The sequence below is a fragment of the Sphingomonas oligoaromativorans genome, assembly GCF_011762195.1.
Taxonomy (GTDB): Bacteria; Pseudomonadota; Alphaproteobacteria; order Sphingomonadales; family Sphingomonadaceae; genus Solisphingomonas; species Solisphingomonas oligoaromativorans.
This window is the reverse complement of record NZ_JAASQK010000001.1, coordinates 789848-812071: the sequence shown is the minus strand read 5'-3', so window position 1 is coordinate 812071 and position 22224 is coordinate 789848. Positions and strand designations below refer to the sequence as shown.

Genomic DNA, 22224 nt, shown 5'->3' with positions numbered 1-22224 from the left:
CCCCGGTCGAAACCGGGGTGACGGGGAGCGGGAGTGAACCCGCCGCTAGGGACGCGATCTTACGATCGCGTGACATCCGCTCAGGCGAGCGCGGCTTCGGCCGGCGGCTCGTCCATCGCGCCGAAGTCGGCGCCGCGAGCGGCCTGCGCACCGTGGTTGCCACGGGTCGCGGCCTCGGCGATCAGCTCGCAGTAGAGACGGATCGCGCGGCTCGCATCGTCGTTCGCCGGGATCGGGAAAGCGATGCCGTCGGGCGAGACGTTCGAGTCGAGGATCGCGACGACCGGAATGCCGAGCGTGTTGGCTTCCTTGATCGCCAGCTCTTCCTTGTTGGCGTCGATCACGAACATCACGTCCGGGATGCCGCCCATGTCGCGGATGCCGCCGAGCGACAACTCGAACTTGTCGCGCTCACGGGTGAGCTGGAGGACTTCCTTCTTGGTGAGGCCCGCGGTGTCGCCCGAGAGCTGCTCCTCGAGCGCCTTGAAGCGCTTGATCGAGCCCGAGATGGTCTTCCAGTTGGTGAGCATACCGCCCAGCCAGCGGTGGTTGACGAAGTGCTGGCCCGACGCGCGAGCGGCCTCGGCGATCGGCTCCTGCGCCTGACGCTTGGTGCCGACGAACAGAACCTTGCCGCCATGCGCGACGGTCTGGTTGATGAAGTCCAGGGCGCGCGCGAAGAGCGGTACGGTCTGCGACAGGTCGATGATGTGGACGCCGTTGCGATCGCCGAAAATGTAAGGCTTCATCTTCGGGTTCCAGCGGTGGGTCTGGTGGCCGAAGTGCGCGCCGACGTCGAGCAACTGATGCATGGAAACGGACGGTGCCGCCATGGGGATATCTCCTTCCGGTTGAACCTCTGCGGGGCAGGAACCCTAGGATCGCCTCAAAGGCGGCCGCAGGCACCGGTATGGGCGCCCCGCATGTGGAATGGGCGGCCCCTTAACGCCCTCGGGGCTGGAAATCAACCCGAAGGAGCACGTTCCAGCGTGCTTGACATTGGAACAAATTGCGAACATAAGGGGTCAAGTCAGGAACAAGCCGCTGTTGGGCGTGTCACGGACGCCCGGCGGGATCGAGGATGAGGTCAGGCCATGATCCACATTATCGCTTCGTTCGTTTCTCTGCTGATCGCGCTGGGCGCGACGGCGGTCATTCTGCGCACGCTGTCGGACGGCGCGGAAAAGATCCGGCTGGCGCTGGGCCTGACGGCGGCCGCACCCCCGAAGATCGAGGCGCGGCCTGCCCGGGTCAGGGCAACGGTGCGCCCGCTGCCGGCGATGCCCGCTCGGCGACTGTGCGTCGCTTGACGCGGGCATAGGCGCGAATGCCGAGCGGGATGGACGCCAGATAAAGCAGCGCGATGATCGACAGGGTTGGCCAGGGCGCGCTGACGAGCGCGCCGCCCAGCAACCCGATCACCACCAGCGCGCCGAAGCGGATGCCGCGCCGCAGACGCATCGAACTCCAGCCATAGGTCGGCACGCTCGACACCATCAGAAGAGCGACCATCGCCGTCCATGGCGCCACGACATAGGCGGTGCGGAACAGGTCGACATGCCCCGTCGCCAGCCAGAGATAGATAGGAACGAAGGCGAGGCCCGCACCCGCGGGTGCCGGAATGCCGGTCAGGAAGCCGGCCGCCTTGCGGGGTTGTTCGGTCGCGTCGATCTGGGCGTTGAAGCGGGCGAGGCGGAGCGCGCAACACACCGCATGGGCTAACGCGATCGTCCAGCCGAATTGCGGCATATATTGCAGCGACCAGAGATAGAGCACCACCGCCGGCGAGACACCGAAGGCGATCACGTCGGAGAGCGAATCGAGTTCGGCGCCGAAACGGCTCTCGCCCTTGAGCAGGCGCGCGATGCGCCCGTCGAGCCCGTCGAGAACACCGGCCACGATCACCGCGCCCATCGCCAGTTCCCACTGATCGCCGATCGCGAAGCGAACAGCCGACAGCCCGAAGCACAGCGCCAGCGCCGTCACCGCATTGGGGGCGACCGCGCGCAACGGGATGCCCCGGCGCGGACGATCGCGGAAACGCGCGTTCAGCGACGCCATGCGAGGCCCTTCACCCCGGTCGCGATCGGGGTCGCTCACTGGGCGATACCGTCGATCCGCTCGTCGCGGCCGGCGACGCCGAGCACGGTCTCGCCCGCGATGGTGCGCTGGCCGAGCAGCACCTGCGAGCCGGTGCCGGCGGGCAGGTACACGTCGACACGGCTGCCGAAGCGGATCAGGCCGACACGCTGGCCGGCGGCGATGATATCACCTGGCTTCACGAACGGCACGATGCGCCGCGCGACGAGGCCCGCGATCTGCGTGAAGCCGATCTTCATGCCGTCGCGATCCTCGACGAGGATATGCTGGCGCTCATTCTCCTCGCTCGCCTTGTCGAGATCGGCGTTGAGGAACTTGCCCGAGATATAGACGACGCGGCTGATCGTGCCGCCGATCGGCGAGCGATTGATGTGCACGTCGAACACGGACATGAAGATCGACACGCGCACCACCGGCTCCGGCGAGAGGGCGCCCTCGCCCACCAGTTCGCGCGGCGGCGGCATGGTGGTGATGAGGGTGACGAGCCCGTCCGCCGGCGCCACGATCATGCCCGGCGCCTTGGGCGTCGTGCGGACCGGATCGCGGAAGAAGGCCAGCACCCAGATCGTGATGCCCACGCCCAGCCAGCCGAAGGCCTGCGGCAACAGCAGGAACAGGGCCGCGGTGATCGCGCCGGCGATGGCCGCGAACTTGTAGCCCTCGGGGTGGACGGCGGGAAAGCGCCAGCGGACGGTGCTGGTGCCAGTGTCGGGTTTTTCAAGGGATGTCATCGCGTCTTCCTAAGGCGTCTCCCATCCTCTGTCACGGTTGATCCGTGCCTCACACAGGCCTAAGCGGCTCGACAAACCTCAGCCGGCGCGTTCGCCGGTGCATCAGCGGAGCCCCCATGGCCAAGATCAAGGTGCAGACCCCGGTCGTCGAACTCGACGGCGACGAGATGACGCGGATCATCTGGGAAGGGATTCGCGAGCGGCTCATCAAGCCGTATCTCGACATCGACCTCGAATATTACGACCTCTCGGTCGAGAACCGCGACGCGACCAACGATCAGGTCACGATCGACAGCGCCAAGGCGATCCAGAAGCATGGCGTCGGCGTGAAGTGCGCCACGATCACCCCCGACGAGGCGCGCGTCGAGGAATTCAAGCTCAAGAAGATGTGGAAGTCGCCCAACGGCACGATCCGCAACATCCTGGGCGGCACGATCTTCCGCGAGCCGATCGTGATGCGCAACGTCCCCCGCCTCGTTCCGGGCTGGACGGACCCGATCGTCGTCGGCCGTCATGCCTTCGGCGACCAGTATCGCGCGACCGATTTCAAGGTGCCCGGCCCCGGCACGCTCAAGATGACCTTCACCGGCGAAGACGGCCAGGTCATCGAGCATGAGGTGTTCCAGTTCCCGTCCGCCGGCGTGGCGATGGGCATGTACAACCTCGACGATTCGATCCGCGATTTCGCGCGCGCCAGCATGAACTACGCGCTCGATCGCGGCTGGCCGCTGTATCTCTCCACCAAGAACACGATCCTCAAGGCCTATGACGGCCGCTTCAAGGATCTGTTCCAGGAAGTGTTCGACGCCGAGTTCAAGGATCAGTTCGCCGCCAAGGGCATCGTCTACGAGCATCGCCTGATCGACGACATGGTCGCCTCCGCGCTCAAGTGGAGCGGCAAGTTCGTCTGGGCCTGCAAGAATTATGACGGCGACGTGCAGTCGGACACCGTCGCGCAGGGCTTCGGCTCGCTCGGCCTGATGACCTCGGTGCTGATGACGCCGGACGGCAAGACGATCGAAGCGGAAGCCGCGCACGGCACCGTCACGCGCCATTACCGTATGCACCAGCAGGGCAAGGCGACCTCGACCAACCCGATCGCCTCGATCTTCGCCTGGACGCAGGGCCTCCAGTTCCGCGGCAAGTTCGACAACACGCCGGATGTGGTGCGCTTCGCCGAGACGCTGGAGAAGGTCTGCGTCGACACCGTCGAGGGCGGCCAGATGACCAAAGATCTCGCGATCCTCGTCGGCCCGGACCAGAACTGGATGACGACCGAGCAGTTCTTCGACGCGATCGTCGCCAATCTCGAGAAGGCGATGGCCAACTGGGCCTGATCCTTCCCGAATAATGCATCGGGAGCGCGGGTGGGCTAGCCAGCCTGCCCGCGCTCTTGTCATAGATGGGGTATGGCCTTCCCAACCCAATCGACCGGATTCTCCGACGCGCTCGTCATCCTGGGCGCCGCCGGCATCGTGATCCCCGCCTTCGCGCGCTTCCGCGTGAACCCGGTGATCGGCTTCATCCTCGTGGGCCTCGCCCTCGGGCCGCATGGGCTGGGCGCGCTCCAGCCGCGCTGGCCGTGGCTCTATCATCTCACCATCACCGATCCGCACGCGATCGAGCCCTTCGCGGAGTTCGGCATCGTGCTGCTGCTGTTCGCGATCGGGCTGGAGCTGTCCTTCCGGCGCCTCTGGTCGATGCGGACCAAAGTGTTCGGCGTCGGCTCGGCCGAACTGATCCTCTCCGCCGCGGTGATCGGGGGGACGCTGATGCTGTTCGGTCAGGCGCCGGCCGGGGCGCTGGGGCTGGGCCTGGCCTTGGCCCTCTCCTCGACCGCGCTGGTGCTGCCGATGACGGGCACGTCGGGCGAGGTCGGCAGCGGGGCGTTCGCGATGCTCCTGTTCGAGGATCTGGCGCTGGTGCCGATCCTCTTCGCGCTCGCCGCACTGGGGCCGAATGCGGGCGGCGGCTGGAGCGAACTGATGTCGACGCTGATGTCCGGCGGCCTCACCGTCCTGCTGCTGCTCGTGGCCGGGCGTTTCGCCCTGCCTCCGCTTTTCGCGCAGGCCGCACGCACCAAGAGCCCCGAGCTGTTCCTCGCGATCAGCCTGCTCGTCGTCATCCTCGCCTCGATCGCGACGACGGCCGCCGGGCTTTCGCCCATCGTCGGCGCGCTGCTCGCAGGGCTTCTGATCGCCGAGACCGAATATCACACCGAGGTTGAAGTCATCACCGCGCCCTTCCGGGGGCTCGCGCTCGGCGTATTCCTCATCACCGTTGGCATGAGCATCGATGTCGCGGCGCTCGCCTCGCAATGGGGGGCGCTGGTGCTCGCGGTGGCCGGCGTGGTGCTCGCCAAGTCGGTGGTGACGGCGCTGCTGCTGCGGCTGTCGGGCACGCGGCCGGGCGCTGCGGTCGAGACCGGGCTGCTGATGGCCTCGCCCTCCGAGACGACGCTGATCGTGCTCGGCGCCGCGCAGGCCGGCGGACTCGTCCAGCCCGATGCCGCCGCCTTCTGGCAGACGGTGACCGCGATCGGCCTCACCATCACGCCGCTGCTCGCCCATCTCGGCCGCGACGTCGCCCGCCGCGTCGAGCGCCGCCAGACCCGCGAGACGGCGACCATTCCCGAACCCGGCCCCGCCGCGCGCGTGCTGATCGTCGGCTTCGGTCGCGTCGGGCGGCTGGTCGCCTCCATGCTCGCCACGCATGAGCGCCCCTATCTCGCGGTGGACGCCGATATCGATGCCGTTTCGGCCGCCCGGAAGGAGGGGTTTGCGGTGCTGTTCGGAGACGCCAGCCGTGCAGAAATGATCGACAGGCTCGGGCTGGATCACGCCGCCGCCGTGGTGCTCACCATGGACGATCCGGTGCAACAGCTCCGCCTGACCCGGCGCATCCGCGACGCGCACCACGATCTGCCGATCATCGCGCGCGCCCGCGATGCGCGCAACGCGGCGCAACTCTACCGCGCCGGCGCGACCGACGCCGTGCCCGAACAGCTCGAAAGCTCCTTCCAGCTTTCCGAGGCGGTGCTGACCGAGATCGGCGTGGCAGTCGGCCCGGTGATCGCTTCGATCCACGAGAAACGCGCCGAGCAGCGCGCATCGATCATGGAGATGGGCGGCCTGAGCGAAGCCCCGAAGGAGCGCGGCCGCCGGTTGCGGGATGCCTGAACGGGCGCTACCGGCACCCGTCGTTCAAATGCAGCGCGGACGGTGGCCTTGGCGACGGTCCGCCCTGCACCGTGGCCGGCCGGCTCCATGCCCCAAACGCCGTGCGAACATCCGCATGATGACGGATGTTTGCCGCAATCCAGCATAAACGCGAAACCGCTCTTGTCCCGGACGGCGAGCGCCCCATCGTCGCACCGATGGGGCACCCATTCCGACTGCCGCCATCCGGGCTGTCCGGCGTTGCCGGCCCGTGCGACCGCACGCCACTCAGGCGGCAACCGTCTCCAGCGCCGCCCGCACCGCGGCGACCGCATCGGACGCCTTGTCTCCATCCGGGCCGCCGCCCTGCGCCATGTCGGGACGACCGCCGCCGCCCTGCCCGCCCAGCGCGGTGACCGCCGCCTTGACGAGATCGACCGCGTTACGGCTGCCCTTCAGATCGTCGGTGATACCGACCGCGACCGAGCCGCGCCCTTCGTTCACCGCGACCAGCACGGCCACGCCCGAACCGAGCTTCTGCTTGGCCTCGTCGACCAGTCCGCGCAGGCTCTTGGGGTCGAGCCCTTCGATCACCTGGCCGAGGAAGCCATGGCCGCCGACCTGCTCGACCGCCTGCTCGGCCTTGGCCGCACCGCCGCCGCCCAGCGCCAGCGCCTTCTTGGCGTCAGCCAGTTCGCGCTCCAGACGGCGACGCTCCTCGACCAGCGCGGCGATGCGCGCCGGCACTTCCTCGGGCGAGGCCTTGAGCGTCGCGGCGGCTTCCTTCAGCCGGTCCTCGCGACCGGTCAGCCACTGGCGCGCGGCCTCGCCGGTCAACGCCTCGATACGGCGGACGCCGGACGAGACGGCGCTCTCCGACACGATCTTGAACAGCGCGATGTCGCCCAGCGCGGAGACGTGCGTGCCGCCGCACAACTCGACCGAATAGGTGCCATGCTCGCCGACATGGCCCATCGAGAGAACACGCACCTCGTCGCCATATTTCTCGCCGAACAGGGCCATGGCGCCGGCCGCGATCGCGTCGTCAGGCGTCATCAGGCGCGTGCCGACCTGCGCATTCTCGCGAATCTGCCGGTTCACCTCGGCCTCGACCGCGGCGATCTCCTGCGCGGTCATCGCCTTCTGGTGCGCGAAGTCGAAGCGCAGGCGATCGGCCGCGACCATGCTGCCCTTCTGCGACACATGCTTGCCGAGATGGTTGCGCAGCGCCGCGTGCAGCAGGTGCGTCGCCGAGTGATTGGCGCGGACCTCGTTGCGATGCTCGACATCGACCTTGAGATGAACCGCATCGCCCACCTTCACCTCGCCGCCCTCGATCACGGCGCGATGCGCATGGAGGCGGCCGAGCGGCTTGGGCGTATCGGTCACTTCGGCCTCGAAGCCGGCGTCGCCGGTGATGACGCCGACGTCGCCGACCTGACCGCCGCTCTCGCCATAGAAGGGCGTCTGGTTGGTGAGGATGAACACCTCGTCGCCGGTCTGCGCGGCCTTCACGCGCTCGCCATCGCGCACGATCGCGACGACGCTGCCCTCGCCCTCGGTGGTCGAATAGCCGACGAATTCGGTGCCGCCGAACTCCTCGGCGATGTCGAACCACACTTCGTCCGACGCCTTCTCGCCCGAGCCCTTCCAGGCCGCGCGGGCCGCCGCCTTCTGCTCCGCCATCGCGGCGTCGAAGCCGGCGCGATCGACCTGAAGGCCCTGCGTGCGCAGCGCGTCTTCGGTCAGATCATAAGGGAATCCGTAGGTGTCGTAGAGCTTGAACGCGACATTGCCCGGCAGCGTCGCGCCCTCGCCCATGCCGGCGGTCGCCTCGTCGAGCAGGCGCAGGCCGTTGGCGAGTGTCTGGCGGAAACGGGTCTCCTCCAGCTTCAGCGTCTCTTCGATCAGCGGCTGCGCGCGGACAAGCTCGGGATAGGCAGCCCCCATCTCCGCCACCAGCGACGGCACGAGGCGGTGCATCAACGGCTCCGGCGCGCCCAGCAGGTGCGCGTGACGCATCGCGCGGCGCATGATCCGGCGCAGCACATAGCCGCGTCCTTCGTTCGCCGGCAGCACGCCATCGGCCACGAGAAAGCCCGACGCGCGCAGATGGTCCGCGATCACGCGATGCGACGCCTTCTGATCGCCGTCGGTCCGCGTCCTGGTCAGTTCGCCCGACGCCGCGATCAGCGCGCGGAACGTGTCCGTGTCATAATTGTCGTGAACCCCCTGGAGCACGGCGGCGGCACGCTCGAGGCCCATGCCGGTGTCGATCGACGGGCGCGGCAAGGCGAGGCGCGTCTCGGCATCGACCTGCTCATACTGCATGAACACCAGGTTCCAGATCTCGACGAATCGGTCGCCATCCTCGTCCGGGCTGCCGGGAGGGCCGCCAGGGATGTGATCGCCATGATCCCAGAAGATTTCCGAGCAGGGGCCGCACGGGCCTGTATCGCCCATCGACCAGAAATTGTCGCTGGTCGGGATGCGGATGATGCGGCTGTCGGGCAGGCCGGCGATCTTCTTCCACAGATCGAAGGCTTCATCGTCCGTGTGATAGACGGTGACGGTCAGCCGGTCCCTGTCGAGGCCCCACTCCTTGTTGACGAGCGTCCAGGCATTGAGGATCGCCTGTTCCTTGAAATAATCGCCGAACGAGAAATTGCCGAGCATCTCGAAGAAGGTGTGATGCCGCGCCGTATAGCCGACATTGTCGAGATCGTTATGCTTGCCGCCCGCCCGCACGCACTTCTGCGATGAGGTCGCGGTCGAATAAGGCCGCGTCTCCAGACCGGTGAACACGTTCTTGAACGGCACCATGCCTGCGTTCACGAACATCAGCGTCGGATCGTTATGCGGCACCAGCGGCGCCGAAGGCACGATCTGATGCCCCTCGCGGCCGAAGAAGTCGAGGAAGGAGCGGCGGATGTCGTTCGTCGATGTCATGCGCGCGATTTAAGCGAGGGCGTGCGGCGGCACAAGCGAGCAGGTGCGTCCATTATACCGGCCGATCGATCGAGGCCGGCGGCGTCGAAAACCAGCGTGGCCCCGCCTCCGTCATGTGAAAACAATCCTCCAGCCGGATGCCGAACTCGCCGGGGATATAGAGGCCCGGCTCATCGGAGAAGCACATGCCCGCCGCCAGCCTCGTCTGCTCGCCATGGACCAGATTCACCGGTTCATGCCCATCGAGCCCGATGCCGTGGCCGGTGCGGTGCGCCAGCCCCGGCAGCGCATAGCGCGGGCCATAGCCGAGGCTCTCATAATAGCGTCGGACCGCGTCATCGACTTCGCCCGCCGGCGTGCCGATCCTCGCCGCCTCGAAAGCGACCTGTTGCCCGCGATGGACCTGATCCCATACCTGTCGCTGCCGCGCACTCGGCTGGCCGAGCACGAAGGTGCGCGACACATCGGACTGATAGCCCTGCACCGTGCAGCCGCAGTCCATCAGGACGATGCCGCCCTCGCGCGCCACCTGCCGCTCGTGCGATCCGTGCGGGAGGGCCGCTGCGGCGTCCATCAGCACCAGCGAGAATTCGGGCGATCCGCCCAGCGCGACCGTCGCCTCGTCCATCATCCGGGAAACGTCGGCTGGCGCCATGCCCGGTTTCACGCGCGGGATCACATGGCGATAAGCGGCGATGGTGACGTCCGTGGCGCGCTGCATCAACGCGATCTCGGCGGGCGATTTCATCATGCGGCACCCGCGCACCACCGGAGCGCCGGAGACGATCCGCGCGTGGGGTAAGGCCTTCATCAGCCCATCCACCGCGAAATAACGGACGGTCTCCTCGATCGCGATGACGCCGCTGGCCAGCTTGCGATCGGTCAATATCGCCGCGACCAGAGCGAGCGGATCTTCATCCTCTTCCCACACGCGGACTTCGGCGGGCACCGCGAGCGTCTGGCGGACCGAGGGCTCTTCGAAGAACGGGGTTACGATCGCGACCTCCCCGTCGACGGGGATGACCGCCGCCGTCAGCCGTTCGCTTCGATGCCATTCGATGCCCGTGAAATAGATCAGCGAAGCCCCCGGCTCGACGAGCAGCGCCGAAATCCCCTGCGCGCGCATGAGGCGACGCGCCTTCTCGATCCGCGCCTCGCGCTCCTCCTTCGAGATCGGGACGGGAGCGCCGGCCAGCGGCGACAACCCGGCCAGGCCGCTCGGCTTTCCGGCCCACCCTGCGCCGGGCAGCGTCAATGCCGCGCCGGCCAGAGCGATGCCGCCGAGGATGTTTCTCCGCCCGACCGGTTCACGCATAAACATAAGGGCCTCCTCGGTTCAGGGCGGTGCGATAGGCCGGGCGCGCATGGATCCGCTCCAGCCACGCCAGCAGGCGCGGATATTGCCGGTCCAGGCCGGCCCGCTGGGTGGCCGCCTCGAGCGGGAAACTCATCATCACGTCCGCGGCCGTGAAAACATCCCCGGCGAACCAGTCGCGCCCGGCCAATTCGGCTTCGAGCCAGCGCAGATGCGCCGCGAACATCCTGAGCAGCGGCCCCAGCGCTGGCCGGCCGAGCAACCCCAGACGACGCACCACCAACAGCCCGAACAGCGGCGGCATCATCGAACCTTCCGCATAATGGAGATATTGCCGCCAGCGCTGCGCCGCGACCGGATCGGCCGGAGGGCCGAGACGGCCATCCGCCCGCGTCACCAGATATTCGACGATCGCACCGGTCTCGACCAGCGTCAGCCCGTCCACCTCGACGATCGGCGCCTTGCCAAGCGGATGGATGCGGCGAAGCTCGGGCGGGGCCAGCAGCGTCTTCGGATCGCGCTCGTAACGCCGGACCTCGAACGGGAAACCCAATTCCTCCAGCAGCCACAGCACCCTCTGCGACCGGCTGTTCTGGAGATGGTGGACGAGGATCATTGGCGCGACTCCCGACCCCGGCTGGGGAGGCCGGAAGACATCCGGCCGAAGGATTTCATGGACGAGCGCGAGAGGATTGAGAACGGAAAATCGTCAACGGCCGCGCATCCCGTCGGGAGGTGCGCGGCCGCTCGTCGTCAAAGATCGTCGTCGGGCTCCGGGCCGGTCATCATGGTTTCGGCGACGTCGTCGGTCTTCGATCGGATCGCCTTTTCGAGCTTCGCCGCCAGCTCGGGATTTTCCTTGAGATAGGTCTTGGCATTCTCGCGGCCCTGGCCGATGCGGATCGAGTCATAGGAGAACCACGCGCCCGACTTCTCGACCAGCCCGGCCTTCACGCCGATGTCGAGCAGTTCGCCGATCTTCGAGATGCCCTCGCCATACATGATGTCGAATTCGACCTGCTTGAACGGCGGGGCGACCTTGTTCTTCACCACCTTCACGCGGGTGGAGCTGCCGATGATGTCGTCCTTGTCCTTGATCTGGCCGGTGCGACGGATGTCGAGACGGACGGAGGCGTAGAACTTCAGCGCGTTGCCGCCCGTCGTCGTCTCCGGGTTGCCGTACATCACGCCGATCTTCATGCGGAGCTGGTTGATGAAGATCACCATGCAGCGCGAACGGCTGATCGAGCCGGTCAGCTTGCGCAGCGACTGCGACATCAGACGCGCCTGAAGGCCGACATGGCTGTCGCCCATCTCGCCCTCGATTTCCGCCCTCGGCACCAGCGCGGCGACCGAATCGACCACCAGCACGTCGATCGCGTTGGAGCGGACCAGCGTGTCGGTGATCTCCAGCGCCTGCTCGCCGGTATCCGGCTGCGAGACGATCAGCTCGTCGATGTTCACGCCCAGCTTCTTCGCATAGACCGGGTCGAGCGCGTGTTCGGCGTCGACGAAGGCCGCCGTGCCGCCATTCTTCTGCGCTTCGGCGATCACATGGAGCGCGAGCGTCGTCTTGCCCGAGCTTTCCGGGCCATAGACCTCGATCACGCGCCCGCGCGGCAGGCCGCCGACGCCGAGCGCGATATCCAGCCCGAGCGAGCCGGTCGAGATCGCCTCGACCTGCATGGTTTCCTTGGAGCCCAGCCGCATGGCCGAGCCCTTGCCGAAGGCGCGATCGATCTGCGCCAGGGCGGCGTCGAGCGCCTTCTGCCTGTCCGAGATCGCCAGCTTGTCGATCATATCCGCGTTTGTCCCGATGACTTTGAGTGATGCGGCCATCTGCCTGTCCCCTCGTTAGAGCCAGCCTGCGCGAGCATCAATGCGCGGCGTCGACGAAGATGGCCGTACCACCTTCGTTCCAACAGAACAAGAGAAGAACAATGGTCAGGCTGGGGCAATCGCCCCGATCGCCTGCTCCACGCCGGAGAGCGTGAACGGCTTGGCGAGGACGGGCGCCGCCGCATGGCGCGCGGGCGGCGGCTCGGTGTGCCCGCCCGTCGCCAGCATGAAGGGAATGCCACGATCGGCCAGCGCGTCGGCGACCGGCCAGCAGACCTCATTGCAAAGATGCACGTCGATGATCGCCATGTCGAAACCGCCCTGCTCGATCCGCACCAGCGCACCGGAGACGCTATCCTCCGTTCCGGCGACCGCATGGCCGAGGATGTCGAGAAAATCCTCGAGCATCATCGCGATCAGCGATTCATCCTCCACGATCAGGATCGAGCGGCTGCGGCTTGTCATACCCCCGAGTAACCGTCGAAACCGTTGCAGGACAAGATTTATTTCCGCTCCGCCGCGACCCGCGCATGGCGGGTCAGCGCGTCGCGCGCCGCCTCGGCGAGCTGCTGGACCGAGAAGGGCTTGGCGAGGAAGGAGACGTTCTCGATGTCGATCGAGCGGCGGAGCTGTTCCTCGGCATAGCCCGACATGAACAGGATCGGCAGCTCGGGAAAACGCCGGCGGGCATGGCCCACCATCGTCGGGCCGTCCATCGTCGGCATCATCACATCGGAGATGAGCAGATCGAAGCCGCCCCCTTCCTCCTCGGCGGCGACGTGCTCCAGGATCTCCAGCGCTTCCTCGCCGTTCGATGCGGTGCGGACCTGATAGCCCTGACGGGTCAGCGCGCGCTCCGCCACCGATCGCACCATATCCTCATCCTCGACGACGAGGATCGAGCCCGTGCCCCACAATTCCTGCGGCGCCTGTTTCGGCGCGACCGGCTGAGCCTCCGCCGCCTCGCCGTGGAAGACAGGGAAATAGATCACGAAGCTCGTGCCCTGCCCGATCTCCGAATCGGCGAAGATGAACCCGCCCGACTGCTTGACGATGCCGTAGACGGTCGAGAGACCGAGCCCCGTGCCCTTGCCGACATCCTTGGTGGTGAAGAAGGGCTCGAATATCTTGGGCAGCACGTCCGGCGGGATGCCGGTGCCGGTGTCGGTGACGCTGATCGCGCTGTAATCGCCGATCGGCAGGATGTCGGCGCCGAGCCGGCGGACCTCCGCCGCGGTGACGGCATAGGTGCGGATGGTGAGCGTGCCGCCATGCGGCATCGCGTCGCGCGCGTTGACCGCGAGGTTGACGATCACCTGTTCGAGCTGGCCCGGATCGGCGCGCACCGGCCCTAGCGCACGGCCATGATTGATGACGAGTTGCATACTCTCGCCCGTCAGGCGGCGCAGAAGATTCGACACTTCGGAGATCACGTCGGGAAGCTGGAGCACCTGCGGCCGCAGCGTCTGCTGGCGTGAGAAGGCTAGAAGCTGACGCGTCAAACCTGCCGCGCGGTTGGCGTTGTGGCGGATCTGCTGGATGTCGTCATAGTCGCTGTCGCCGGGCGTGTGGCGCATCAGGATCAGGTCGCAATGGCCCAGCACGGCGGTGAGGATATTGTTGAAATCATGCGCGACGCCGCCGGCGAGCTGGCCCACCGCCTGCATCTTGGTGGCCTGCGCGACCTGCCGCTGAAGCCGCCCTTCCTCCGCGCTGTCCTTGAGGCTGAGCAGCACAGAAGCCTCCCCCAGCCCGCGCGCCGAAGCGACGGTGAGCGAGATCGGCTCGTCCGGCCGCGCGCGCAGGCGGACCGCGATGTCGCCCGACAGGATCGGGCCATGGCCGAACGGCCCCGGCGCCGGCTTCGACGCCGCGAAGCGCCGGACCGCATCGGAGACGGCGGTCTTGTCTTCCTTGACCACGAGATCGCCCGGATAGACCGCGCGCTCCGCCTCGCCATGGCCGGCTGCCTGAAGGAAGGGCTCGTTCTGATAGAGAAAGCGCCCGTCCCGATCGATCAGCGCGAGGCCGAGCGGAAGCATCCCGAGAAGGCCATAGATGTCGGCCGGATTGGTCGAATTCGATTCGGCCTGCTGCGAGGCAGGCTCGTCGAACAGAAGCATCGCCGCGGCGCCCGCCGCCAACTCGCCGTCATCGAGCGGAATGTGGAGCAGGCGCAACGGATCGCCCCCATCCTCCTCGCGGGCGAAGCGGAGCGTTCCCTGCGCATCCTGCACGAGGCAGGCGGCGAAATCCCGGCCGGTGCAATTGCCCGACTGGCTGCCCGTCGCGCGGACGGTGAACACCTTGTTGGCGACGAGGATGCGGCCGCGCTCGTCGATCAGCGCCGCCATCAGCCCGGCCCGGCCCAGCCGCTCGCCGAAGCCGCCGCCGACGAGGCGCAGCGCATCCGCCCGCCCTTCGCCCCGGCCGTCGCCGATCCGCCACATGAGATGATCCTCGCCGACGCCTGTGCGGACGACGCGGAGATGGATGCGGGTGGCGCCGAGCTGCGTCTCGGCCTCGCCGTCGCGCCAGGCGGTGCGGCCCGCGCCGGCGATCGTCTCGGCATAGAGATCAAGCCCCGGCAGCATCGGCGGCGTGGATCCCGGCCCGAAGCGATCCATATAAGCGAGATTGGCCGCGACGAGCTTTCCCGTGCGATCGGTGATCGCAGCCGGGTCTTCCGTGGCATCGAGCGCGGCGCGCAGCAAAGCGCGATCCGGCCGGGGCGCCGCACGCTCGATGGAGAAGCCGAGGCGGCTGCGCGCGACGATGATGGCCGCCGTCGCGATCGCTGAGAAGCCGACGAGGAAGCCGATGGCGAAACGCCAGTCCCCCGCCGCGCGCGCCAGCATCACCGACGAGGCGATGCCGAGGCCCATCACCCCGATCGCGATCAGCCGATCTGCGGAGCGCCCCGGCCGGGCCGGCGCCGCGGCGCGTAACGGGAGGGCATCGATGCGGGGGACGAAGGAACGCATGTCCCTTCTTCCGCCGCCGGACGTCCTCCCGTCAATCCGCGCTTACCAGACCTGCACGCGCTCGGCGGGCGTGAGGTACAGCTTCTCGCCCTGCGTCACGTCGAACGCCTTGTACCAGGGGTTCATGTTGCGCACCTCGTCGACGCGCTCCGGCCCCGGCGAGTGCGGATCGGTGAGGAGCTGCTGGCGCAGCGCCGGCTCGCGATACTTGGTGCGCCACACCTGCGCCCAGCCCAGATAGAAGCGCTGGTCGCCGGTGAAGCCGTCAAGCACCGGTGCCGGCTTGCCGCCGAGCGACAGGACATAGGCGTCATGGCTGACGGTGAGGCCGGCCAAATCCGCCATGTTCTCGCCCAGCGTCAGCTCGCCCTGCACATGCTGGCCGGGGATCGGCTCATAGGCGTCATACTGCTTCACCAGCTTGTCGGTGAGCGCGGTGAAGCGCGTCACGTCCTGCTGCGTCCACCAGTCGGTGAGCTTGCCGGTGAGATCGTACTTGCGGCCCTGATCGTCGAAATGATGGCTGAGCTCATGGCCGATCACGGCGCCGATGCCGCCATAGTTCACCGCCGGGTCCGCCTTCGGATCGAAGAAGGGCGGCTGGAGGATCGCCGCCGGGAAGACGATCTCGTTCATCACCGGGTTGGCGTAGGCGTTGATCTCCATGGGCGTCATGCCCCACTCGGTCCGGTCGATCGGCTTGCCGAGCTTGTTGAGATTGCGCTGATATTCGAAGCCCTCGGCACGGGCGACGTTGCCGACCAGATCGCCGGCCCTGATCTCCAGCGTCGAATAATCGCGCCACTTGGTCGGGTAGCCGATCTTCGGCGTGAAGGCGGCGAGCTTCTCCAGCGCCTTCTGCTTGGTCGCCGGATCCATCCAGGCGAGTTTCTGGAGGCGCTGGCCGAAGGCGGCGATGATGTTATGGACCAGCGCATCCGCCGCCGCCTTGGCTTCCGGCGGGAAATATTTCGCGACATAGTCCTGGCCGACCGCCTCGCCCATCTCGTTGGAGACGAGGTTCACGCCCCGCTTCCAGCGCGGCTGATTCTGCGGCGTGCCGGAGAGCACCGTGCCGTTGAACGCGAAGCTCGCATCCACGAACGGCGCCGAGAGATAGCGCGCATAGCTGCTGATCGTACGGACCAGCAGATAGTCCTTCAGCACGGGCAGCGGCGTGTCGGCATAGAGCTTAGCCTCGCCGGTGAAGGCGCTCGGCTGGGCGACGAGGAAATCGGGCTGGGCGCCGTAACCCAGCGTGTTCAGATAGGCGCCCCACGGGAATCCCGGCGCCTTGGCGTCGAAATCGGCACGCGACCATTTGTTGTAGACCTTGTCCGCATCGCGCGAATCGATCCGCGACCAGTGGACCTGCGCCATCTTCGTCTCGAACGCCATGATCGCCGCGGCGCGGGCTTCTGCATCCGGCTCGCCGGCCAGCGTCAGCAGCTTGGCGAGATAGGCGACGTAGAGCGGACGCACCTTCGCCAGCGCGGCATCGTCCTTGAGGTAATAGTCGCGGTCCGGGAGCCCGAGGCCGGACTGGCCGAACTGCGCGATATAGGCGGTGGGGTTCTTGTCGTCCGGCCCGACATAGGTCTCGAAGGGCGTCCGCACGCCCGCGCGGGTCAGCGTCGCGATCTCGGTGGCGAGCGCATCCTTGTCGTGGACCGCCTTGATCTGGTCGAGCCAGGGCTTGATCGGCGCCGCACCCTTCGCGTTCACCGCCGCCTCGTCCATGAAGCTCGCGTAGAACAGGCCGATCTTGCTGTTCGGCTGCTTCTCGGCGGCTTCGAGGATCGACCGCGTGCGCGCCAGCGACAGATCCTGGAGCTTGTGGAACATGCCGTAGCTGGAACGATCCTGCGGGATCTGCGTCGCCGCATCCCAGCCGCCATTGGCGTAGCCGTAGAAGTCGTTACCGGCCTTGACCGCCTTGTTCATGCCGGTTTCGTCGAAACCGAAGCTGCCATAGGTCGGCTTGCCCGCAACGGCCGCCTTCGAACCCGACGCCACGGGGGTCAGGAACGAGGCGGGCTGAGCGGCGACGGCCGCCCCCGCGAGCATGGTGGAAGCCAACAACGCGACGATGGTGACACGCATTCGAGCACCCCTCTTTTAGTGTATGAGAGAGGCATAGCACCTCGGCCCATCGGCGCAAGGGCACGGCTCGTGGCGGAGCGTGCCCCTAACCGCGATCGCGCAGCAGGCGCCCCTGCTCGCGTTTCCAGTCGCGCTCCTTGGCGGTTTCGCGCTTGTCGTGGAGCTTCTTGCCCTTGGCCAGCGCCAGCTCGACCTTCGCCCGCCCACGCTCGTTGAAGTAGATCGACAGCGGAATGAGCGTCATGCCCTCGCGCGACACGCCATTGCGCATCTTGTCGATTTCCTTGGCATGAAGCAGCAATTTGCGCGGGCGCTTGGGCTCATGGTTGAAGCGGTTGCCGTGGCTGAATTCGGGGATATTGGCGTTGATGAGATTGACCTGATCGCCCTTGATCTCCGCATAGCTCTCCGCGATCGATCCCTCGCCGAAGCGCAGCGATTTCACCTCGGTGCCGGTGAGCGCGATCCCCGCCTCGAAAAATTGTTCGAGGAAATATTCGTACCGCGCCCGCCGGTTCTCGGCGACGACCTTCTTCTTGTTGAACTCCTGCGGACGGGGACGCGCCATCAGATCAGCCCCGCGACCTTCAGGGCTTCATCCACCGCATGGCGGCTCGCCTCGCCGGCCGGGGTCATCGGCAGGCGCAGCTCGGCCGGGAAGGACGGACGCACCTTCGACAGCGCATATTTGATCGGGCCGGGCGAGGCATCCGTGAACAGCGCGGTGTGCAGCGGGAAGAGCCGATCCTGAAGCGCCAGCGCCGCCGCCCAGTCGCCGTTGAGGCACGCGTTCTGGAAGTCGGCGCAGAGGCGCGGCGCGACATTGGCCGTCACCGAGATGGCGCCCCGGCCGCCCATCGCCATGAAGCCCAGCGTCATGTCGTCATTGCCGGAGAGCTGGCAGAAATCCTCGCCGCACGCGAGTCGCTGGGCGGAGACGCGGGCGAGATTGCCCGATGCATCCTTGATGCCCACGACGGTCGGAATCTCGGCGATGCGGGCGAGCGTCTGCGTGGTGATGTCGGTCACCGTGCGGGTCGGCACGTTGTAGACGACGATCGGCAGGTCGCAATGCTCGGCCAGATAGGAGAAATGGGCGTAGAGCCCTTCCTGATTGGGCCGGTTGTAATAGGGCAGCACCACCAGCGCCGCATCCGCCCCCGCGCTCCTGGCCGAGCGCATATGATCGAGCGCGACCAGCGTGTCGTTGGAGCCGCAACCCGCGATCACCGGCACCCGGCCCGCCGCCTGCTCGATACAGATCGCGACGACACGGTCATGCTCGGCGATCGACATGGTCGCCGATTCGCCGGTCGTGCCGCACGGCACGAGCGCGGACGAACCCTGCTCGATCTGCCACTCGACGAAAGAACGAAACGCCTGCTCGTCGAAACGGCCATCGCGAAAAGGCGTCACCAAAGCGGGGATCGAGCCCGAAAACATCCTGTTCTCCTTCACGCCGGCGCTGCGACGCGGCATACTCCGCCCCATGTCGGGGGGCCTGAAACATTCAGCGCCTGATAAGGAGCGGGTTGGCATCCTGTCCAGCATGCTCCATCGCAGGGCCATGCTCAGCGTCCCAGCGCTCCTCCTGGCCGCCACCGCAGCGGCCTCCGCCCTCACCCCCCAGCAGGTCGCCTGGTATCGGGCGCAGCTCGGCCTTTCCAGCGCGTCGGCGGTCACGCCGCCGAGCCCGTCTGCCGGCGCTTACGCCTACGCGCCGCCGCAGGCCGCCACAACCGGCCTGCAAAGCGATCCCGTTGCCGAAGGGCTGGTGAACTGGAAGCGCCTGCGGCAGAGCAACAGCCTGCTGTTCCAGGATTATAGCAGCTTCCTGCTCGCGCATCCCGGCTGGCCGGGCGAGGCGCAGATGCGCAGGCTGGCGGAAAACGCGATCCAGCCGGATGTGACGCCGCCCGAATCGGTGATCGCCTTCCTCACCCGCTTCCCGCCGCAGACCGGCGCGGGCCAGCTCCGCCTCGCGGAAGCCCTCTATGCGCGCGGCCGGGCCGCCGAGGCGCAGGCGGCGGCGCGCGCGGCCTGGACGTCGGGCGCGATCAACACCAGCGACGAAGCGCGCATCATGGCCACCTTCTCCGGCGCGCTGACGCAGGCCGATCAGGATCAGCGGATGGAAGCTCTGCTCTGGAACCGCGCCTTCGTTGCCGCCCAGCGCCAGCTTCCGCTGACAAGCCCCGCCCGGCGCGCGATTTTCTCGGCCCGGCTCGCATATCAGCTCAAGTCGGCGGACGCCGCTTCCCAGGCCGCGGCGCTCGGCACGGCCGCGAATGGCGATGCCGGCTATCTGGTCGATCGCGTCAACTGGCTGCGCCAGACGGGGCAGGAACCCGTCGCCCGTTTCGAACTCGCCCAGCCGCACCGGCTGACCGCGCCGGCCTTCAACGCGACGCGCTATATGGAGACCCTGCTCTCCGTTGCCCGCTCGGCCGCCGCGGACCAGCAGTGGGCGCAGGCCTACGGGATCGCAAGCCAGCTCACCGACATCTATCCGGCCGGCACCAGCGTCCGTGCCCTGCCCTTCGCCCCGCGCGACGTGTTCACCAGCCTCTCCTGGCTGGCGGGCACGACCGCCCTCCAGCATCTCGGCCGGGCATTGGATGCGGTGGCGATGTTCCGCGCCTATGCCGACGCCTCGCAGAGCCCCGGTTCGCGCTCCAAGGGCTATTACTGGGCCGGCAGGGCGGCGCTCGCCGCGGGCGACCAGACGGGCGCGCAGGGCTATTTCGCGAACGCGGCCGCCTTCCCCGATCAGTTCTACGGGCAGCTTGCGCTTGAGCGGCTCGGCAAGGCCGTCCCGGCACCACTCGACGCCAGCGGCATCCAGGTGCCCGAAGCCGACGCCAAGGCGTTTGAAGCGCGCGAGGTGGTCCGTGCCGCGCGCATCCTCGGCCAGCTCGGCGACTGGCAGGATCAGAGCCTCTTCCTGCGCACCATCGCCGCCGAGAGCCAGCTCAGCGACAACGAGCATATCCTGATCGCGAGGCTCGCCCGCGATCTCGGCCGGCCGGACCTTGGCGTGATGGCGGAGCGCGCCGCCAAGCCCGAGAGCGCCAGCGATTATGTGCGCTCGGGCTTCCCGGTGCTGCCTGTGCCGCCGGAGATCGCGAACAGCTTCTCCTTCATCCACGGCATCATGCGGCAGGAGAGCCAGTTCGACCGGGAGGCCGTCTCGCGGACCGGCGCGCGCGGCATGATGCAGCTCATGCCCGTCACCGCGCGCGAACAGTCCGAAAAGCTCGGCCTGCCCTATGACTATATGCGGCTGACCAGCGATCCGGGCTATAACATGCAGCTCGGCACCGCCTATTTCGGGCGGATCATGGACATGTTCAGCGGTAATTATGTGCTGGCGCTGGCGGCCTATAACGCCGGCCCCGGCAATGTCCGCCGCTGGCTCGCCACCTATGGCGATCCGCGCTCGGGCGGGGTCGATCCAGTCGACTGGATCGAGGCGATCCCCTTCTCCGAGACGCGCGGCTATGTGCAGAACGTGCTGGAGAATGTCGTGGTCTACGACACGATCAATCCGCTGCGGGCCGGCCAGCCCAACACCAACCGCCTCTCCTATTATCTCAACAAGCGGACGCCGGGTTGAGCATCGTGGATCGCCCCAACTACATCACGCCCGAGGGCTATTCCCGGCTTCGCACCGAATATCAGCAGCTTTTCGAGATCGAGCGCCCCGCGCTGGTCGAGACGATCAGTTGGGCCGCCGGCAATGGCGATCGTTCCGAGAACGGCGATTACATCTACGGCCGCAAGCGCCTGCGCGAGATCGACCGGACGCTCGATCGCCTCTCCAAGAAGATGTCCAAAGCGCAGGTCGTCGATCCCGCCAAGCAGCCCGATCGCGGCCGCGTCTTCTTCGGCGCGACCGTCACCGTCGCGGACGAGGATGACGAGGAACGCACCGTAACCCTGGTCGGTGTGGACGAGGCAGATGCTTCTTCGGGGCGGATCAGTTGGCACTCCCCATTGGCGCGCGCGCTGCGCGGTGCCGCGCTGGGCGATCTGCGGCGGGTGATGCTGCCGGCGGGCGAGAAGGAATATGAGGTGGTCGCGATCCGCTACCCCGACGCCTAATCAGGCGGAGAGCGGCTCATAAGGCGGCGAGTCGGGTTCGTCGCCGCCGTCGCGCGCATGGCGCTCGCGAGCCGCATCGAGCGATGCCGGCTGGGAGCGGCCTTCATTCCGCCAGTCCGGCCCGAAATGCACCTTCGCCAGCGCCTCGATCTCGGGCGCGATTTCGGGAGGCGTCATCGAGACGGCCTTCTCCAGCGCCTCGGCCACATGCGTCAGCGCGGTGATATGGGCGAATTCGATATTCACGCCGTCGATCAGCTTCCACGGCGCCCAGCGCGTGTCCGTGTGGGCGAACATATCCTCCATCGCCGCGACATAAGCGGGGCGCCGCTCACGCGCGCGGAAATCGTCGCCGCTGACCTTCCAGGCCGTCCACGGATCGGCCAGCCGTGCCCGCATCCGCCGATCCTGCTCATCCTCGGAGACGTGGAGGAAAAGCTTGACGAGCGTGGTGCCGCTGTCGCGCTGCTGCGCCTCGAACTCGTTGATCTCGTCGTAAGCCCGGCGCCATTCCTTGTCGCTGGCGAAGCCCTCGACCCGCTCGGTCAGCACGCGGCCGTACCAGCTCCGGTCGAACACGCCGATCTCGCCGTCCGCCGGCAACCGCGACCAGAAGCGCCACAGGAAATGCCGCGCGCGTTCCTCGACGGTCGGCGCGCCGATCGGCCAGACCGCGTAATGGCGCGCGTCCCATCCTGAGACAAGTTCGCGGATCGTCTCGGCCTTGCCGCCACAGTCCCAGCCTTCGAACATCACGATCGCACGGCGGCGCTGGGCGACATGCGCCACCTGCGCGTGCGCGAGGCGGCGCTGCACGGCGGCCATGGCTTCGCCATAGTCGCCGGTCAGCGCCGGGCCGCTCTCGAAGTTGGACAAGGCGATCGCCATAGCCAAAGGGCTAGGCGACCGCGCATGTTTAGGCGAGACAGGGCATTACGGTT

At 67.3% G+C, this 22224-nt stretch carries 18 protein-coding genes; 5 read left to right on the top strand and 13 right to left on the bottom strand.

Features of this window, described 5'->3' with window-relative positions; genetic code table 11:
* Positions 1–80 precede the first annotated feature (80 nt).
* The gene (gene rpsB / locus FHS98_RS03850) at positions 81–833 is read right to left on the bottom strand and encodes a 30S ribosomal protein S2 (RefSeq protein ID WP_167100030.1); all 753 of its coding nucleotides are present in this window, start codon (positions 831–833) and stop codon (positions 81–83) included.
* Positions 834–1094: 261 nt separating this feature from the next.
* Between rpsB and FHS98_RS03845 the strand changes: the two genes are divergently transcribed.
* Complete coding sequence (locus FHS98_RS03845; protein ID WP_167100027.1) at positions 1095–1310, top strand: hypothetical protein; 216 nt, start codon at positions 1095–1097, stop codon at positions 1308–1310.
* On the opposite strand, the gene FHS98_RS03840 is transcribed toward FHS98_RS03845, so the two are convergent.
* Entirely contained in the window at positions 1252–2061 is an 810-nt protein-coding gene (locus FHS98_RS03840) for a CDP-alcohol phosphatidyltransferase family protein (protein ID WP_167100024.1), read from the bottom strand. The two genes, FHS98_RS03845 and FHS98_RS03840, sit on opposite strands and share 59 nt — an antisense overlap.
* Before the next feature lie 35 nt (positions 2062–2096).
* Positions 2097–2831 carry a phosphatidylserine decarboxylase gene (locus FHS98_RS03835; RefSeq protein ID WP_167100021.1) on the bottom strand — a complete coding sequence of 245 codons (735 nt, stop codon included), beginning with the start codon at positions 2829–2831 and terminating at the stop codon, positions 2097–2099.
* A 116-nt stretch (positions 2832–2947) separates the two neighbouring features.
* On the opposite strand from FHS98_RS03835, the gene FHS98_RS03830 reads away from it, so the two are divergent.
* Both FHS98_RS03830 and FHS98_RS03825 read left to right on the top strand, forming a co-directional pair.
* Complete coding sequence (locus FHS98_RS03830; protein ID WP_167100018.1) at positions 2948–4168, top strand: NADP-dependent isocitrate dehydrogenase; 1221 nt, start codon at positions 2948–2950, stop codon at positions 4166–4168.
* A 72-nt stretch (positions 4169–4240) separates the two neighbouring features.
* Positions 4241–6010, top strand: coding sequence for a cation:proton antiporter domain-containing protein (locus FHS98_RS03825; RefSeq protein ID WP_167100015.1), 1770 nt, complete (start codon positions 4241–4243; stop codon positions 6008–6010).
* A gap of 267 nt (positions 6011–6277) precedes the next feature.
* Here FHS98_RS03825 and alaS read toward each other — a convergent pair whose 3' ends face one another.
* The 9 genes from alaS to dapA all read right to left on the bottom strand — a co-directional run bounded on the left by alaS (position 6278) and on the right by dapA (position 18622).
* On the bottom strand, positions 6278–8938 hold the full coding sequence (gene alaS, locus FHS98_RS03820) for an alanine--tRNA ligase (protein ID WP_167100012.1): 2661 nt from the start codon (positions 8936–8938) through the stop codon (positions 6278–6280).
* Between the two features lie 52 nt (positions 8939–8990).
* A complete protein-coding gene (locus FHS98_RS03815) occupies positions 8991–10253 on the bottom strand; it encodes a M24 family metallopeptidase (protein ID WP_167100393.1) in 1263 nt (420 codons plus the stop codon).
* Entirely contained in the window at positions 10246–10869 is a 624-nt protein-coding gene (locus FHS98_RS03810; protein ID WP_167100009.1) for a glutathione S-transferase family protein, read from the bottom strand. Before FHS98_RS03810 ends, FHS98_RS03815 begins: the two co-directional genes overlap by 8 nt.
* Before the next feature lie 137 nt (positions 10870–11006).
* On the bottom strand, positions 11007–12092 hold the full coding sequence (gene recA / locus FHS98_RS03805) for a recombinase RecA (RefSeq protein WP_019833330.1): 1086 nt from the start codon (positions 12090–12092) through the stop codon (positions 11007–11009).
* Positions 12093–12197: 105 nt separating this feature from the next.
* Positions 12198–12557: a response regulator gene (locus FHS98_RS03800; protein ID WP_167100006.1), complete on the bottom strand. Its 360-nt coding sequence runs from the start codon at positions 12555–12557 to the stop codon at positions 12198–12200.
* Positions 12558–12595: 38 nt separating this feature from the next.
* Entirely contained in the window at positions 12596–15076 is a 2481-nt protein-coding gene (locus tag FHS98_RS03795; protein WP_208401930.1) for a hybrid sensor histidine kinase/response regulator, read from the bottom strand.
* A 42-nt stretch (positions 15077–15118) separates the two neighbouring features.
* A complete protein-coding gene (locus tag FHS98_RS03790; protein WP_167100003.1) occupies positions 15119–17179 on the bottom strand; it encodes a M13 family metallopeptidase in 2061 nt (686 codons plus the stop codon).
* A gap of 85 nt (positions 17180–17264) precedes the next feature.
* Positions 17265–17747, bottom strand: a complete 483-nt coding sequence (gene smpB, locus FHS98_RS03785; protein ID WP_167100000.1) for an SsrA-binding protein SmpB — start codon at positions 17745–17747, stop codon at positions 17265–17267.
* Entirely contained in the window at positions 17747–18622 is an 876-nt protein-coding gene (gene dapA, locus FHS98_RS03780) for a 4-hydroxy-tetrahydrodipicolinate synthase (RefSeq protein WP_167099997.1), read from the bottom strand. The genes smpB and dapA overlap by 1 nt, the downstream gene beginning before the upstream one ends.
* 124 nt (positions 18623–18746) lie before the next feature.
* Between dapA and FHS98_RS03775 the strand changes: the two genes are divergently transcribed.
* Positions 18747–20795 (top strand): lytic transglycosylase domain-containing protein, encoded by a 2049-nt coding sequence (locus FHS98_RS03775; RefSeq protein ID WP_243847823.1) that lies wholly within the window; start codon positions 18747–18749, stop codon positions 20793–20795.
* A gap of 5 nt (positions 20796–20800) precedes the next feature.
* The gene (gene greB / locus FHS98_RS03770; protein WP_167100386.1) at positions 20801–21283 is read left to right on the top strand and encodes a transcription elongation factor GreB; all 483 of its coding nucleotides are present in this window, start codon (positions 20801–20803) and stop codon (positions 21281–21283) included.
* Here the strand turns inward: greB and FHS98_RS03765 are convergent, their stop codons facing one another.
* Positions 21284–22171, bottom strand: coding sequence for a polyphosphate kinase 2 family protein (locus FHS98_RS03765; protein WP_167099991.1), 888 nt, complete (start codon positions 22169–22171; stop codon positions 21284–21286).
* Positions 22172–22224: the final 53 nt, after the last annotated feature.

Bases quoted from the DNA above. Each gene is read 5' to 3' on its own strand.
- rpsB (WP_167100030.1), bottom strand. From the start codon at position 833: ATGGCGGCACCGTCCGTTTCCATGCATCAGTTGCTCGACGTCGGCGCG.
- FHS98_RS03845 (WP_167100027.1), top strand. From the start codon at position 1,095: ATGATCCACATTATCGCTTCGTTCGTTTCTCTGCTGATCGCGCTGGGC.
- FHS98_RS03840 (WP_167100024.1), bottom strand. From the start codon at position 2,061: ATGGCGTCGCTGAACGCGCGTTTCCGCGATCGTCCGCGCCGGGGCATC.
- FHS98_RS03835 (WP_167100021.1), bottom strand. From the start codon at position 2,831: ATGACATCCCTTGAAAAACCCGACACTGGCACCAGCACCGTCCGCTGG.
- FHS98_RS03830 (WP_167100018.1), top strand. From the start codon at position 2,948: ATGGCCAAGATCAAGGTGCAGACCCCGGTCGTCGAACTCGACGGCGAC.
- FHS98_RS03825 (WP_167100015.1), top strand. From the start codon at position 4,241: ATGGCCTTCCCAACCCAATCGACCGGATTCTCCGACGCGCTCGTCATC.
- alaS (WP_167100012.1), bottom strand. From the start codon at position 8,938: ATGACATCGACGAACGACATCCGCCGCTCCTTCCTCGACTTCTTCGGC.
- FHS98_RS03815 (WP_167100393.1), bottom strand. From the start codon at position 10,253: ATGCGTGAACCGGTCGGGCGGAGAAACATCCTCGGCGGCATCGCTCTG.
- FHS98_RS03810 (WP_167100009.1), bottom strand. From the start codon at position 10,869: ATGATCCTCGTCCACCATCTCCAGAACAGCCGGTCGCAGAGGGTGCTG.
- recA (WP_019833330.1), bottom strand. From the start codon at position 12,092: ATGGCCGCATCACTCAAAGTCATCGGGACAAACGCGGATATGATCGAC.
- FHS98_RS03800 (WP_167100006.1), bottom strand. From the start codon at position 12,557: ATGACAAGCCGCAGCCGCTCGATCCTGATCGTGGAGGATGAATCGCTG.
- FHS98_RS03795 (WP_208401930.1), bottom strand. From the start codon at position 15,076: ATGCGTTCCTTCGTCCCCCGCATCGATGCCCTCCCGTTACGCGCCGCG.
- FHS98_RS03790 (WP_167100003.1), bottom strand. From the start codon at position 17,179: ATGCGTGTCACCATCGTCGCGTTGTTGGCTTCCACCATGCTCGCGGGG.
- smpB (WP_167100000.1), bottom strand. From the start codon at position 17,747: ATGGCGCGTCCCCGTCCGCAGGAGTTCAACAAGAAGAAGGTCGTCGCC.
- dapA (WP_167099997.1), bottom strand. From the start codon at position 18,622: ATGTTTTCGGGCTCGATCCCCGCTTTGGTGACGCCTTTTCGCGATGGC.
- FHS98_RS03775 (WP_243847823.1), top strand. From the start codon at position 18,747: ATGCTCAGCGTCCCAGCGCTCCTCCTGGCCGCCACCGCAGCGGCCTCC.
- FHS98_RS03765 (WP_167099991.1), bottom strand. From the start codon at position 22,171: ATGGCGATCGCCTTGTCCAACTTCGAGAGCGGCCCGGCGCTGACCGGC.